General features: G+C 51.3%; 15 protein-coding genes. 8 read left to right on the top strand and 7 right to left on the bottom strand.

Annotation, left to right across the window (positions count from 1 at the left end; genetic code table 11):
• From ftsX to CWO84_RS25240, 3 genes are read left to right on the top strand one after another with little or no spacing between them, the layout of a single operon-like run.
• Nucleotides 1-963: a permease-like cell division protein FtsX gene (gene ftsX, locus CWO84_RS05145; RefSeq protein WP_033156567.1), complete on the top strand. Its 963-nt coding sequence runs from the start codon at nucleotides 1-3 to the stop codon at nucleotides 961-963.
• 4 nt (nucleotides 964-967) lie between these two features.
• Nucleotides 968-1,399, top strand: a complete 432-nt coding sequence (locus CWO84_RS05150) for a YcgN family cysteine cluster protein (RefSeq protein WP_033156566.1) — start codon at nucleotides 968-970, stop codon at nucleotides 1,397-1,399.
• Nucleotides 1,384-1,806, top strand: coding sequence for a hypothetical protein (locus CWO84_RS25240; protein ID WP_165385948.1), 423 nt, complete (start codon nucleotides 1,384-1,386; stop codon nucleotides 1,804-1,806). The genes CWO84_RS05150 and CWO84_RS25240 overlap by 16 nt, the downstream gene beginning before the upstream one ends.
• 46 nt (nucleotides 1,807-1,852) lie before the next feature.
• On the opposite strand, the gene CWO84_RS05160 is transcribed toward CWO84_RS25240, so the two are convergent.
• On the bottom strand, nucleotides 1,853-2,038 hold the full coding sequence (locus tag CWO84_RS05160; RefSeq protein ID WP_033156565.1) for a hypothetical protein: 186 nt from the start codon (nucleotides 2,036-2,038) through the stop codon (nucleotides 1,853-1,855).
• An 11-nt stretch (nucleotides 2,039-2,049) separates the two neighbouring features.
• Complete coding sequence (locus CWO84_RS05165; RefSeq protein WP_101051954.1) at nucleotides 2,050-2,343, bottom strand: hypothetical protein; 294 nt, start codon at nucleotides 2,341-2,343, stop codon at nucleotides 2,050-2,052.
• A 271-nt stretch (nucleotides 2,344-2,614) separates the two neighbouring features.
• Between CWO84_RS05165 and CWO84_RS05170 the strand changes: the two genes are divergently transcribed.
• On the top strand, nucleotides 2,615-3,154 hold the full coding sequence (locus tag CWO84_RS05170) for a copper resistance protein NlpE (protein ID WP_033156563.1): 540 nt from the start codon (nucleotides 2,615-2,617) through the stop codon (nucleotides 3,152-3,154).
• 100 nt (nucleotides 3,155-3,254) lie between these two features.
• On the opposite strand, the gene CWO84_RS05175 is transcribed toward CWO84_RS05170, so the two are convergent.
• A complete protein-coding gene (locus CWO84_RS05175; protein ID WP_033156737.1) occupies nucleotides 3,255-3,791 on the bottom strand; it encodes a gamma carbonic anhydrase family protein in 537 nt (178 codons plus the stop codon).
• 80 nt (nucleotides 3,792-3,871) lie between these two features.
• Here CWO84_RS05175 and CWO84_RS05180 point away from each other — a divergent pair, with 80 nt between their 5' ends.
• The 4 genes from CWO84_RS05180 to CWO84_RS05195 all read left to right on the top strand — a co-directional run bounded on the left by CWO84_RS05180 (nucleotide 3,872) and on the right by CWO84_RS05195 (nucleotide 8,855).
• A complete protein-coding gene (locus CWO84_RS05180; RefSeq protein WP_033156562.1) occupies nucleotides 3,872-4,882 on the top strand; it encodes an SPFH domain-containing protein in 1,011 nt (336 codons plus the stop codon).
• Between the two features lies 1 nt (nucleotide 4,883).
• Nucleotides 4,884-5,555, top strand: a complete 672-nt coding sequence (locus CWO84_RS05185) for a zf-TFIIB domain-containing protein (protein WP_101051955.1) — start codon at nucleotides 4,884-4,886, stop codon at nucleotides 5,553-5,555.
• A 297-nt stretch (nucleotides 5,556-5,852) separates the two neighbouring features.
• Nucleotides 5,853-6,803, top strand: coding sequence for a glycosyltransferase (locus CWO84_RS05190; protein ID WP_051669954.1), 951 nt, complete (start codon nucleotides 5,853-5,855; stop codon nucleotides 6,801-6,803).
• A gap of 12 nt (nucleotides 6,804-6,815) precedes the next feature.
• Complete coding sequence (locus CWO84_RS05195; protein ID WP_101051956.1) at nucleotides 6,816-8,855, top strand: GtrA family protein; 2,040 nt, start codon at nucleotides 6,816-6,818, stop codon at nucleotides 8,853-8,855.
• Between the two features lie 36 nt (nucleotides 8,856-8,891).
• Here the strand turns inward: CWO84_RS05195 and CWO84_RS05200 are convergent, their stop codons facing one another.
• From CWO84_RS05200 to CWO84_RS05215, 4 genes are read right to left on the bottom strand one after another with little or no spacing between them, the layout of a single operon-like run.
• Nucleotides 8,892-9,452 carry a chorismate lyase gene (locus tag CWO84_RS05200; protein WP_051669950.1) on the bottom strand — a complete coding sequence of 187 codons (561 nt, stop codon included), beginning with the start codon at nucleotides 9,450-9,452 and terminating at the stop codon, nucleotides 8,892-8,894.
• A 3-nt stretch (nucleotides 9,453-9,455) separates the two neighbouring features.
• The gene (gene recG, locus CWO84_RS05205; protein ID WP_033156560.1) at nucleotides 9,456-11,543 is read right to left on the bottom strand and encodes an ATP-dependent DNA helicase RecG; all 2,088 of its coding nucleotides are present in this window, start codon (nucleotides 11,541-11,543) and stop codon (nucleotides 9,456-9,458) included.
• 42 nt (nucleotides 11,544-11,585) lie between these two features.
• Nucleotides 11,586-11,981 carry a RidA family protein gene (locus tag CWO84_RS05210; RefSeq protein ID WP_033156559.1) on the bottom strand — a complete coding sequence of 132 codons (396 nt, stop codon included), beginning with the start codon at nucleotides 11,979-11,981 and terminating at the stop codon, nucleotides 11,586-11,588.
• Nucleotide 11,982: 1 nt separating this feature from the next.
• Nucleotides 11,983-14,166, bottom strand: coding sequence for a bifunctional (p)ppGpp synthetase/guanosine-3',5'-bis(diphosphate) 3'-pyrophosphohydrolase (locus CWO84_RS05215; RefSeq protein ID WP_020482114.1), 2,184 nt, complete (start codon nucleotides 14,164-14,166; stop codon nucleotides 11,983-11,985).

The following is a 14,166-nucleotide window of genomic DNA, read 5'->3' on the forward strand; positions in this document are numbered from 1 at the left end:
ATGAAACGCAATCACCGCAGACAAACCGGTAGCAGGCTGCTGGAATTATTCCATGCCTATATGCTCAACCATGCCCATGGACTGTTCTCCAGTCTAGGCCGGCTGAGCCGCACGCCTTTTACGTCCACCATGACCATTCTGGTATTGGCTATCGCCATTTCCTTGGCCAGCAGTTTTTATATCGTGGTCGCCAATATCCAGCAATTGACCGGCAATCTGGAGTCCAGCAATCAGATGTCCTTGTTTTTACACGACAACATTACCGACGCGGCCGGCCAGAAGCTCGCCGAGCAAATCCAGCAAAACGGTAGCGTCATGGAAGTTAAATTTATCAGCAAGAAACAGGCGCTGGAGGAGTTCAAAGCCAATAGCGGTTTCAGCGATGCGTTGAATGCGCTGGAACGCAATCCCTTGCCGAGCGTGATTCAAGTAGTGCCGAAAAATGCGCTGGAAAGCAACGAAGACATCGAGAAACTGATGTCCGATTTTAAACAATTCCCGCAAGTCGATTTCGTGCAGGTGGATATGCAATGGGTGGCGCGCTTGCAAACCATCATGCTGATTGCCAGCCGCGGTGTGATGTTAGTCAGTCTGCTACTGGGTTTCGCGGTAACCTTCATTACCGGCAATACCATTCGTCTGGAGTTGCAGAATCGCCAGGACGAAGTGTTTATTTCCAAACTGGTCGGCGCTACCCATGCTTTTATTCAACGGCCGTTTTTGTATACCGGCTTTTGGCTGGGTTTTATCTCGGGTTTTCTCGGCTGGCTGATCATGACGATCATGCTGTTGATCCTGGAAACGCCGGTGGAGAAACTATCGACCTTGTATAACAGTTCATTCGACTTACTGTTTTTGAGTTTCTCGGAGTTTATTTTGCTATTGATGATTTCGTCCATGCTGGCGGTACTTGGTTCCTGGGCGGTGTTGCACTATCAGTTGCGGCAACTAAAACCGCAATAAGCCTATGAATTTTTGGGAAACCAAGACCCTGGCGCAAATGAGCACGGAAGAGTGGGAGTCGCTGTGCGATAACTGCGGCAAGTGTTGTTTGAACAAGCTGGAAGACGAAGACACCGGAGAAATTGCTTTTACCAGCGTGGCGTGCGATTTGATCGATTTAGAAACCTGTCGTTGCACTCGTTATAGCGAGCGTTGCACGCTGGTGCCGGAATGCATCGACTTGAAGCAACATGACTTTGCCGAATACAACTGGTTGCCGTCAACCTGTGCATACCGCTTGTTAACCGACGGTGAATCGTTGCCTAGCTGGCATCCCTTGATCACCGGGACTCGCGAGTCGGTGAAAGAGGCGGGGGTGTCTATCAGCAGTTATGCGGTTAAAGAGTCGCAGGTTACCGATCTGGAAGATCATATTATCGAATGGTTGCAGCCCTGATTCAGGCTGGCTGGGCCGCCGGTCAACTTCGTTTTCCGGCGGCTTCAGGTGTGGAAAAGCCGGGATTACCGATCCCTTGGGTGGACTTTAGCTTATCCTTTGCCGGGCAACATACCTACCGTACCCGGTTTAATTCGTTTGCAACTCACTACGACATCTTCCTGACGGCATTTTGCTTCCTGTGGGTTGCTACAGGTGTCGCAAACTGTGTTACCAGTGCTTTTTACCTCGTCGACATGCCAGCCGTAACCTTGGGACTGGCAGAATTTTTTGCTGAATCTGTCGATATTGTAGTTTTTGGCAGCATTTTCCTTGGCTTTGCTCTCAACTTGGCAGTGCTCGGGGGCCAGAGTGTTCGCCATTATGTCTCGATAAATATATTCGGTAGCCTGGACGGGGCTAGCTAACAATAAAGAGGCTAACAAGGTGCCGATAAAAGTGGTTTTCATCATATTAATCCTCGCGGTTGCCGATGACTCGGATGTTCATTAAGCGATTCTCTTCGGCAATTTGATCCTTGATGGGGGCAAATTTTTCGTTTTCGCTCATTTTTACCGCCAGGATGGCGCCAACAACAACTGCGGTAGCCAGCACCAAATACAACACGAAGTTATCTTTTTCTTGTTTTACTTCTGTCATGGTTTTACCTCTTATAATAATAAATCGGCCAGTGCCGAACCGAATTTGTATTGAAAAACCTGTTCGCCCTTTAACGGGGCCGGCACTGATTTGACGTCAATCTTAGCGATTTCTCCGATACCTATAGCATGCTCGCGCCGTCGAGCCAGATCGAATATTTCGCTGAAAGCATTGAATGCATCAGCCAGGAATTGCGTTACACCTCCATGTAAGCAGCTACGGATTGAAAACACCTGATTTAGGCATTTCTGAGCTGCTTCATGGTAGCGAATCGAAACAATAAAAGAAATGCGCGGGCTTGTCAAACAAATATCGTATCAATATTATACGTTTGCCGTTGTTTTCGCAAAGACTGTCTGCAAGTGGTGTTTGGATTTTGCACTATTATCTGCTCTCCCCAATCTGATCAGGCGCGATTTGGCGTAAAAAGCCGACGGCGCTTTATTTGAAAAGTCTGGAAAAAGCAGCATCTACCGGCGATAAAATATTCGCGAAGTTGAAATTGGCGATTATCCTGGTAGTCTTCGATGCTGTTCTTGTCTAATTACTTTACTCACAGAAATAGAAAAATCTCATATGCAAACATTGACTAGAAAAATTAAAAAATATGTGACGGTGATTTTTTTAGGTGCATTGCTTCCGGCGCTAAACCCGGCTTGGGCGGAATCCGATAAGCAACTCCAGGAAAAAACGCTTAAAGCGCGGGAATTGATTCATCAGAAAGACATGGATCATTCCGCCCATGCGGAACTCGCGGACAAAACCGAGGGATTTCGCGGCGTGTTTTACGGTTATTTGCCCTGCAAGGAAAAAGATTGTGATGGTTTCAAAATGACCTTGTCTTTGAAACAAAAGAACAATTACTTATTGGTCACTCAATACGCAAAAGCCTCTTCCAGAGAGTTTTACGAGAAAGGCAAGTACGACTGGGATGACAAAACTCACATACTGTCGTTAACCTCCAATAAAGGCGATCTGAATCGCAAATTCAGCATCAAAGACGAAGGAACGTTGATACACCTGAATAGCGACGGTACGCCCATGCTCGGCGACCAGGACGATTACACGCTGGCAAGAAGCGATAAATCAAAATCTCGGGAAGTGCATATTCATTAAGCTCTTCCCTGAAGGGTCTAGCCGGTTTTAGATGACGCCGGCTATTTAAACGATAGGCTGTCGGATGCAAAGCGCCGATACAGCCTAGAGAGTATGAAATTTACGCTAATTCAGCTAAATAGTCGTTTTTCAACTTCACATAATGTTTGGCCGAATATTCCAGAAAAGCTTTTTCTTCATCGGTCAAAGCCCGCATTTGTTTGGCGGGTGTACCGACATATAAATAACCGCCTTCCAGCTTCTTGCCGGGCGGCACTAAAGCACCAGCACCCAGCATCACATAATCCCCCAGCTCGGCATCATCCATCACAATTGCACCTATGCCGATGAGACAATAATCGCCTATCGTACAGGCATGCACCACGGCGCGATGACCGATAGTGACGCCCTTACCGATTGTCAACGGATGGCCTTGCGGCGAATAGTCGCCAGCGTGGGAAACATGCAACACCGAGCCATCCTGAACGTTGGTGCCTTCGCCTATGGTAATAGCTTCGACGTCTCCGCGTATCACCGTGGTCGGCCACACCGATACATCGTCGCCTATTCTCACATCGCCGATCACGACCGCTGCTTCGTCGATGTACACGTTTTTGCCGACCTTGGGTTGTTTGCCTTTATATATTCTGATTGCCACCGCAACTCCCATTTTTTGCCATACTTAAACCGCGATGTTACGCAATTAATCGATTCTTCTCCAGTCCAGCGAGGCTAGTAATGGCATTTATAGACGGTATCAAACGGCAACTACGTTCGGTGATCGAATGGGAAAACCCCGATCCAGATCTGTTGTTGGCACAATGGACTGAAAACGGCGACGAAATCAAAAATGCCTCCAAATTAATCGTCGGTCCGGGGCAGGGCTGTATTTTCGTGTATCAGGGCCAGGTCAAAGCGGTGATCGAAGAACAATGCATGATCAATTTAGAAACCGATAACGTGCCGTTTTGGACTACGATCAAGAAATTCATGCAGTTTTTCGAGAGCGAACATAAGGTGGGAATTTATTTCTTCCGTAAAACCAAGATTCTCGATCAGAAATGGGGCACCACTTCGCCAATTAAATATCAGGACCCGAAATATCATTTCCCGGTCGCTTTAAAAGCTTACGGCAACTACAGCTACCAAATAGCCGATGCCAACGATTTTTTCGTCAATATCGTCGGCAGCCATAACCAGATGCGCATTGACGATTTCCGCAACATTCTTTCGGCGCGGATCATTAATCCCATTTCCGATTATCTGGCGGAATGTCAGTATAGCTTTGCCGACATCGACGCCAACCGCGACGAAATAGCCCGTGGCATAGCCATTAAGCTGGCCATCGTGTTTCGCAAGCTGGGTTTTAGCATTAGTGATTTTCGTATCGAAGGTACAGATTTTGATGAAGACACTTTGCGCCGCATTAACCGTATTGCCGACCTGACCGCTGAAGCGCAAGCCGCGCAAGCGGTGGGTTTGGATTACGCCAAGGTGCAGCAGTTGGACGCTTTGCGCGATGCAGCCCGTAACGAAGGCGGCGGCGCCGGGCTTGGGATGGGGATGGGCGCGGGCATCGGCTTGGGGCAAGGTATGGCCCAGTCGCTGGGCGCGACGACTAATCAGGTTGCTGCCGATAGCAATCAAACCGTCGCCAAGTTGACCGAATTGAAGCAGCTATTCGAAGCGCAGCTAATAACCGAGACCGAATACGCCGCCAAGAAACAACAAATATTGGATAAGTTTTAGCATGGCCAACTGCACGAGTTGTTCCGCACCCTTGCCTGCCAACACACAGTATTGCAGTTATTGCGGCGTCCGCAACGACATCGATTTGCTAGGCAAGCACGACTATCAAGTCATCGATGCCACCAGCGAGCGAGTTTGCCCGGAATGCGCGCAAAGTCTGCAAACCATTAGTCTGGATGCCGCCGGTTCCCTACATATCGAGCGGTGCGCCAACTGCTATGGCTTATTTTTCGATCCCGGTGAAATAGAAACCTTGCTGGATAGCGCAGTGGCGCCTGTGGTTACCGTCAACCTGGAACTACTGGGCAATATTAATAAGGACCGCTACCCGAAAAATGCCACCGTGAAATATCTTAAATGCCCGGTGTGCCAAGTGTTAATGAATCGGGTGATCTACGGCTATCGCAGCGGAGTGATTATCGACCAATGCAGAAGCCATGGCATCTGGTTGGATGGTGGACAAATCAGTCATCTGCTGGAATGGAAAAAAGCCGGCGGCCAGATTTTGAATCAGCAAAAAATCACTGCCAAACAAGAAAAAGCCAGCTCCGAGCAATTCAAAAAGGCCTTTCGGAAAGACTATTCCCGCCCGCAACAAAGCTATGGCGAACAAAGCATCGACGGCGATTTAGTGGCGTCGGTCGCCGAAGTGATATTCAAGATTTTTGAGTAACTTTAGTGTCGCCGGTTGTACTTGGGCTGTGATTTTTTTGAATAACGCCGAAGCAGGTCGGTTTTGCGCTATTTTCAATCGGGATTTCTGTGTGAGTGCTTTGCCTTGCTAAAATCGCCGTGCCGCCATATTCTTATTCGATAAGTCGGGCCCTAAAATGCCTCGATTGAGGTTGGGTTTCGAATTCGCGTTAAAAAACCAAAAGACACCCATCCGCGGTGTTGCAATAACAAAAATGTCCGGCTCTGACAGCTCGGAAAATGCCCAAGAACAATATTTAGCGAGTAAGGATGGTTGATGAATAGTTATGCTCAGGACGGTTCCAAAATCGGCAAAATTGCCGTACTTTTGCCTTGTTATAACGAGGGGCTGTCGATCAGAAAAGTGGTTGACGATTTTCGTAAAGAGCTTCCGGATGCTACCGTCTACGTTTACGACAATCGTTCTTCCGATAACACAATTGCAGAGGCCACTCTAGCGGGCGCGGTGGTGAGATCAGAACCGTGGCCGGGGAAAGGCAACGTCGTCAGGCGCATGTTTTCGGATGTCGATGCCGATATCTACATCATGGCCGACGGCGACGGCACTTACGATTCTAAAGTTGCCGGGCAAATGATACAGCGTTTGGTGGACGAACATTTGGATATGGTTGTAGGTACCCGGCGTAACGTATTCGAAAATGCCCATAGGGCCGGCCATGGTTTTGGTAATCGGCTGTTTAATGCGATGTACCGCAGTCTATTCGGGCCGCTGTTTACGGACATTTTTTCCGGCTATCGAGTTTTTTCGCGGCGCTTCGTAAAAAGTTTTCCGGCGATATCCAGCGGTTTCGAGATAGAAACCGAAATGTCCGTTCATGCCAGTCAATTGCGCATGCCCATCGCGGAAATGCCCACCGATTACGGCGCGCGCCTAGAGGGCTCCGCCAGCAAACTGCGTACGGTTCGGGATGCGTTCAGAATACTGTTTACCTTTCTGATATTGTTCAAAGAAATTCGTCCGGCGCGTTTTTTTGGCGTGCTTGCGATGGGCCTGATTCTGATTGCGCTGGTTCTGGCTCTGCCGCTATTGCTGACATATTTAGATACTGGCTTGGTACCGAGATTTCCCACCGCTATTCTGGCAACAGGCATAGTGCTATTGGCTGGCATATTCACGGTTTGCGGTTTGATTCTGGATAGCGTCGCCCGCGGCCGCCTCGAACAAAAGCGCATGTGGTATATGACAAACAGCAGAAGTCAGGCATAGGTTGTAATCCGGATGTTTATTCGCTTCCTGCTCGTCGGCGGAGCCGGCTTTTGTATCGATGCCGGTCTGACTTTTTTGCTGATACAGCTTAGCTTGGCGCCTTGGTTGGCGCGTATTCCGGCTATTTTTTCCGCAATGCTATTTACGTGGTTGGCCAATCGGTGTTTTACCTACCAAGTCGAACATTCCCGTTCTATCCGCGAAGGCGGGCGCTATATGCTGGTGGCATTGAGCATGGCTTTAATCAATTACCTGATTTACTTGGTTTTGGTTAGTTATGGCTTGTTGCCGATGTTGGCGGTGACCTTGGCAACCGCTTGTCAGACCATTCTCAGTTTTCACGCCTATCGTTATTTCGTATTCAGTGATGCCGCCGCCGGTAATACAAACAGCGATTTGCGGCAGAAATTATCTAGCGGAACAAGTTTGGAGGGCTTTGTTAGGGCAAGCTCTTGGTATCCGGATTTGGCTGTATTTGGTATTGCCACCGCGATTCTCGCGGCGGCAATGATAGTTTTGCGCGGCTTGGACAGTGGCTTGACCGGCAGCGACGAGGGGTCTCATTTTTTGAATGCGTATCTGATCTGGTCGTATGTCACCACAGCATTCGGGCAGAATCCCATGCAGTACGCCACCGATTTTTACGTGCATTACCCCAAGATTTCGATTGGGCATTGGCCGCCGCTGTACTATGCGTTTCTGTCATTATTCTTCTTCATCCTGCCGCATGCTACCTTTCCGTTCATGCTGGTCAATTTGCTGATAGGGGCGCTACCAGCTTTATTGGTGGCACGTATTACCAGGCAAGTTCTGGGTATGCCTTGGGCGCTTTTGGCGGCGATTGCTTATGTCTGCATGCCCGTCACCATTAATAACACCTTGCGATTAATGTTGGATCAGGCTTTGGTTGGCTTGTGCGTGTTGGCGGCCATGCAGTGGAGTGGTTACACCCAACAGCCCACCTTACGCAGAGGTTTGACCTACGCGGCTTTAACGTCAGCCGCTATCCTGGTAAAAGGCAACGGCTGGTTAATGGGCGTATTCCCATTTTTCCATATTGCTCTGACGGGACGTTGGCAGATACTGCTGAATTGGCGTACATACGTATCGGGTTTCGCGGCGTTGGCTGTCGTGGGGGCCTGGACGGTAGTCACCTACAAAATATCCAGCGATGGTTTCAATTACGCTTGGGGTATGGATTACTTTGTTTTGGCTTTATCGGCGTTCCTTCCAGCCATATACGCCAATATCGGGCCGATAGGGACAATCGCGGCGCTAGTCGGGGTAGTCGTCAGTGTGAGCGGCAGGGCGGATCCTGCTATAAGGGAGGCGGGGCTTACCGGCCTGGCCATGGTGCTTGCCACTATTATCTTTCATGCCATCGTGCCGGTGGATTTGGATCAGCGGTATATGTCGTCCGCCATGCCTTATATGGCGATTTTTATCAGCATGGGTGCCGCAGCCGCAGTACGGCGTTGGCAGTGGGCATTTGCTAGGCCTTGGCTGGTGGCAACAGTCTTGATCTTTGTGTTTTGCGCTCCCGGCTGGTTTTTTCTTGTCGACCGCGCGCCAAGGTTTGATTTGCGCATGGATTTGGTAGCCGAACAAATTATCAGCCAGGCGCCGGGTACGGTGACGATTGTCGACGGGCATGCGGGTACGGAGGGTGCGTTCGCTGCCGAATTGGCGTTACGCGACAAGTTTTTGCAGTGCTACGTGGTGCGAAGTTCGCAGTTGTTGGCAAAATCGGACTTCATGGGTAAACGCTACGCCCTAAGAACGGAGTCGCCGCAAGCCGTGTTGGATTTGCTGGATCAGGTTTCGGCAAGTGCTGTGGTAGTTGCTGAAGGCCCGTTAATCGAACCGCATTTTGCCCACTCTGATTTGTTGCTTTCGGCATTGAAACAGCCGAATTCGCCGTTTCGATTAGCGCAAACTTATCAGCACTACCGGCACGATGGCCGAACCTATTTGTATCTGCGCGACACGCCGATACGATTGGATCGGGAAGCGGTCAAGCGTGTCAATTTTCCCGAAAAAGCGCCACTATGACGCATGGTAGAAAAGGCGGCTTGAGCCGGTTCTCGATTACACATTCAGCACCCCCGGCAGAAAAAACTCCGCGACCAACAACGGTTGCCGATGGATCGCATAAACCGTTCGCCGCCCCCAAATAGCATCGTCTACACCAACCGCCGTTTGCAAACCTGGCGACCAAATGCCTGTATCAGCCCGACTGAACTGTCTCTGGCGGCGCTCCAAATCCGGATAGGCGAAAATCACTTCACCCAAGGGCCTGGTGCCGAGATGGGATAAATTACGGTGGGCGATTTCGATGGTCGGCTCCGGTAGGATGGTGCGGGCCAGTACCAAGGGCTCGCCATCGGCATGCAGTAACACTTCCCGGATCAATTGGTAGCGGCAGGGCGGCAAGCCCAATAGTCGGCATTCGTCTATGAAAGCCGGCTTCCAGCGGTGGAATAACACTTTTACGCCGAAGCGGCTGCCGTGGATGCCGCGCAGACGTTTGGTCAGCGAGCCGGTTTCATTGAGCCAGGATTGCAGATCGTTCGGCAGTTGCCGTTGGCTGCTTGGTTCGTGGCTTTTCCAGATGGGCGGGCGGCTGAATAGAAAACTTTTGTCGGGCAAGCGTTAAACCTCGGCGTAATGGCGGCTATGGCCGATCCAGCGTTGGATCAGCGGTTGAATGACATTGGGGTGTTGGCTGTGGATCAATTGCGCGGCGGCTGGGATCAGTTCCAGCAGGTCTCTGTCGCGCTCTAGGTCGGCGATTTTGAACTGTATCTGCCCGGTTTGGCGGGTGCCCATCACTTCGCCGGGGCCGCGCAATTCCAAGTCTTTCTCGGCTATGACGAAGCCGTCGTTGCTTTCTTTCAGGATAGCCAGGCGTTGCTTGCCGGCTTGCGAGAGCGGTGATTGATACAGCAGCAGGCAATAGCTGTCCTGGTCGCCGCGGCCGACGCGGCCGCGCAATTGGTGGAGCTGCGACAAGCCCAAACGCTCCGGATTTTCGATGATCATCAGGCCGGCGTTGGGTACGTCCACACCCACTTCAATCACCGTGGTGGCGACCAATAAATCGCAATCGCGATTTTTAAAGGCTTGCATCACCGCGTCTTTTTCCGCGGCTTTCATCCGGCCATGCACCAGGCCGACACGCACGTTCGGCAAGGCTTGGCATAGATAGGCTGCGGTTTTCTCGGCAGCCTCGCATTGTAGAGCCTCGGATTCCTCGATCAAGGTGCAGACCCAATACGCTTGGCGTTGCTGCGCCACCCAATGTTCGATACGGCCGATGACTTCTTCGCGGCGTTCCGAGGAAATTACGCTGGTGGCGATGGGTTTACGGCCGGGCGGCAGCTCGTCGATGATGGAAATGTCCAGGTCGGAATATTGCAACATCGCCAGGGTGCGCGGAATGGGCGTGGCGGTCATGATCAATTGATGGGGCCTTAAGCCGCCGTGCTGGCCTTTCTCGCGCAAGGCCAGGCGCTGATGAACCCCGAAGCGGTGTTGTTCGTCGATGACGATCAAACCCAGCTTGTGAAAATGCACGCTGTCTTGAAATAGCGCGTGCGTACCAATCACTATATTGGCGGAGCCGTCGGCGAGCGCACCCAATGTGGCTTGCCGGGCTTTACCTTTCAATTGGCCGGTCAGAAATAAGACTTGGTGGCCGGTTTCGGCAAACCATATGCTGAAGTTACGAAAGTGTTGTTCGGCCAATAATTCCGTGGGGGCCATGATCGCGACTTGATAACCCGAGTTCAGCGCCAACAAGCTTGCCAGAGCGGCTACCACGGTCTTGCCGGAGCCAACGTCGCCTTGCACGAGGCGCAGCATGGGTTGCGCTTGACGGCAATCGCTTTCGATTTCAGAACTAACTCGCTGTTGCGCACCTGTCAGTCGAAACGGCAAGCCTTCCAGGAAGGCCTGTTTGGCAGCCTGGTTTATGTCAAAAACCGGCGACTGCCAGCTTTTATAAGCTAACTTGCCTTGCAATAGTGCCAAATGGTGGGCCAGAAACTCCTCAAAAACCAGGCGTTTTAAGGCGGGCAAGGAGCCACCGTTGATGATCTCCGCCGACAAATGCGGCGGTGGATTATGCAGGGTTTGTAGAGCGTCGTTCAGCGAAGGGTAACCATGCTCGGTCAACAAATTAGCCGGTAGCCAGTCCGTAATCGCGCTGTCGCTGGTTAAACATAGGGTTAACGCCTGTTTGATAGCTTTGCGGAGCGCGGATTGGGAAATACCTTCGGTTAACGGATAGACCGGCGTCAACGTGGTTTCCAGTAGTTGCTCGGCGGCGGAAACGATTTTGTATTCCGGATGCACCATTTCCAGGCCGTTGTAACCGTAACGGATTTCGCCGAAACAGCCGAGTAGGGTGCCCGGCTTTAGCTGCTGACTTTGTTGCACGGTGAAATGGAAAAACCGGATCGACAAGCTGCCGCTGGCGTCGGCGATGCGGCAAATTACGCTGGGACGTCCGCGCTGGATGCTGTCTGTAAATTCGACGGTGCCGCAAACCAAGGTGGTCATACCCGGCATCAACTGGGAAATGGGTACGATACGGCTGCGATCCTGGTATCGCAAGGGTAGGTGGAACAACAGGTCTTGGAGGGTATGGATGCCCAGTTTTTCCAGGCGGGCGGCGGATTGGGAACCGATGCCTGTCAAGGTGGTGACAGGCTGTTTATGCGGTTCCAGATGACTCATGAATCAACAGATAAGGCGAAATAAAACGCCTCGTTGTTTTGATCAGTAGTATTCGTTGCGCAATACCATCACGCCGTCCATTTCCACGCCAACGCCTTTGGGTAATGCCGCCACGCCTACTGCCGCACGAGCGGGGTAGGGTTGGCTGAAGTATTCGGCCATGATTTCGTTGACGATAGGGAAGTTGCTTAAATCGGTCAGAAAGACATTGAGTTTGACGATGTCGTTGAAGTCGCCGCCAGCGGCTTCGGTGACGGCTTTCAGGTTATCGAATACCCGGCGGATATGTACGGCGATGTCGCCATCCACGACTTGCATTGTTTCGGGGTCAAGCGGGATTTGTCCGGATAAATAAACCGTCTCGCCGACTTTGACGGCTTGCGAATAAGTGCCGATTGCTTGCGGGGCCAGAGGTGTCGAGATGATTTCCTTGTTCATGCTATGCCTTGATGCGGGTAATTTTTAAAACGATGGAAAGTTTTTTCAGCTTACGGATGATATTGGCCAAATGCACGCGGTCCTTCACGGCCAGGGTTAATAAATCCACCGAGACCCGGTCGTCCTGGCTGACCACGGTAATGTTTTCGATATTGGAATCCATGCTGGAGATGGTCGAGGCGATGGTGGCCAGCGAACCGCGTTGGTTTAACAATTCGATACGGATTTCGGCGGGGAATTCGCCGCTGGCTTCCGGGCTCCATTCCACATCCAGCCAGGTAGTCTGTTTTTTTCTGACTTCATTGCTGTTACGGCATTCGTGATGATGAACGACGATGCCCTTGCCGGGGTTGAAGAAGCCGATAATCGAGTCGCCGGGAATCGGCCGGCAGCATTTGGCAAGGCTGACGACGATGCCTTCGGTGCCTTTGATAATTAAAGGCGTTTTATGCGTCGATTCGTTGTCGTCGAGTTTGACGGCGGCGTTCACGTCGGTTTGGCTGATGCGTTTGGCCACCAGGAAGGGCATGCGGTTACCCAAGCCGATGTCTTCCAGCAACTCGTTCATCGAGTGCTTTTTCAAGACCTGTAACACCTGGATGATGCGGGTGTTATCGACATTTTCCAGTTGAATACCCAGGCTCTGCAGTTCTTTTTCCAGCAGGCGGCGGCCCAGATTGATCGCTTCCTGCTGGTTGAAGTTTTTCAAATAGGCGCGGATGCAGCTGCGTGCCTTGGCGGTGGTGACGTAGTTCAGCCAAAGGGGATTCGGTCTGGCCCAAGTGGCGGTGATGACTTCCACCGTCATACCGTTTTCTAGTTTGGTTTGCAGCGGCACCAGTTTCTTGTCGATGCGTGCCGAAATGCAGGCGTTGCCGACATCGGTATGTACCAGGTAGGCGAAATCGACGATGGTCGCGCCGCGCGGCAATTTGATGATTTTGCCTTTGGGGGTAAATACGAAAACTTCTTGCGGGAACAGATCGACTTTTAAGTTATCGATGAATTCCAGCGAATCGCCGGCGGATTTTTGGATTTCCAGTAAATCGCGCAGCCACTCGTTAGCGCGCGCCTGGATGGTCTCACTTTTATCGTTGTCGGATTTATATAGCCAATGCGCGGCAATCCCCGATTCCGAAAGGCGGTGCATTTCGTGGGTGCGAATCTGAATTTCGATAGGTACGCCGTAAGGGCCTATCAATATCGTGTGCAGCGACTGATAGCCGTTGGCTTTCGGCAGCGCGATGTAGTCCTTGAAGCGGCCGGGAACGGGTTTATATAAATTGTGCACGCAGCCTAAAGCCCGGTAACAGTCGTCGACCTGATGGCAATAAATGCGGAAAGCGTAGACATCAAAAACGTCGGTAAAGGAAATCCGTTTGCTGAGCATTTTTTGATAAATGCTGGCGATGTTTTTTTCGCGGCCCGCCACTGCACCGTCCAAGTTGGATTCGTTTAGACGATTTTGGATGGCATTCTGGATGGTGTCGATGATTTCCTTGCGGTTGCCGCGCGATTTTTTCACGGCATTATTGATGGCCGTGTAGCGGTTGGGGTAGAGCGCTTTAAAGCCCAACGATTCCAGCTGATGCCTGACATCGTTCATGCCCAGCCGATTGGCTATAGGGGCGTAAATTTCCAGCGTTTCCTTGGCGATGCGGCGTTTTTTATCGACCGGCATATTGCCCATGGTTTGCATATTGTGCAAACGGTCGGCGAGTTTTACCACGATTACGCGCAGATCTTGCGCCATGGCTAGGAACATTTTTCTGACGTTTTCCGCTTGCGCTTCGGCGCGGGAACGGCTGTCGATCTTGGAGAGTTTGGTCACGCCATCAACCAGTTCAGCCACTTCGACGCCAAACTGTTCCCCCAGTTGTTCCTTGCTGATAGGGGTGTCTTCGATGACATCGTGCAGAATGGCCGCCATGATGCCATGGTGATCCATGTGCATGCTGGCCAGTGTGATCGCCACGGATACCGGATGACAGATATAGGCTTCGCCGCTCCTGCGGAATTGCCCGGAATGCGCGGCCGCACCGAAATGGTAGGCGCGGATCACATCGTTGATTTGTTCTTGGTCGAGATAGCTGCGCAGGATCTCGCAGAGCTGGTGAAGAAGTTTTTCTTCAGGATGCTCGATAGCAGGTAGCGCTGGTGCGGGTTTGACAGCTATCTCGGGCAT

The sequence above is a fragment of the Methylomonas sp. Kb3 genome (assembly GCF_002834115.1).
GTDB lineage: Bacteria > Pseudomonadota > Gammaproteobacteria > Methylococcales > Methylomonadaceae > Methylomonas > Methylomonas defluvii.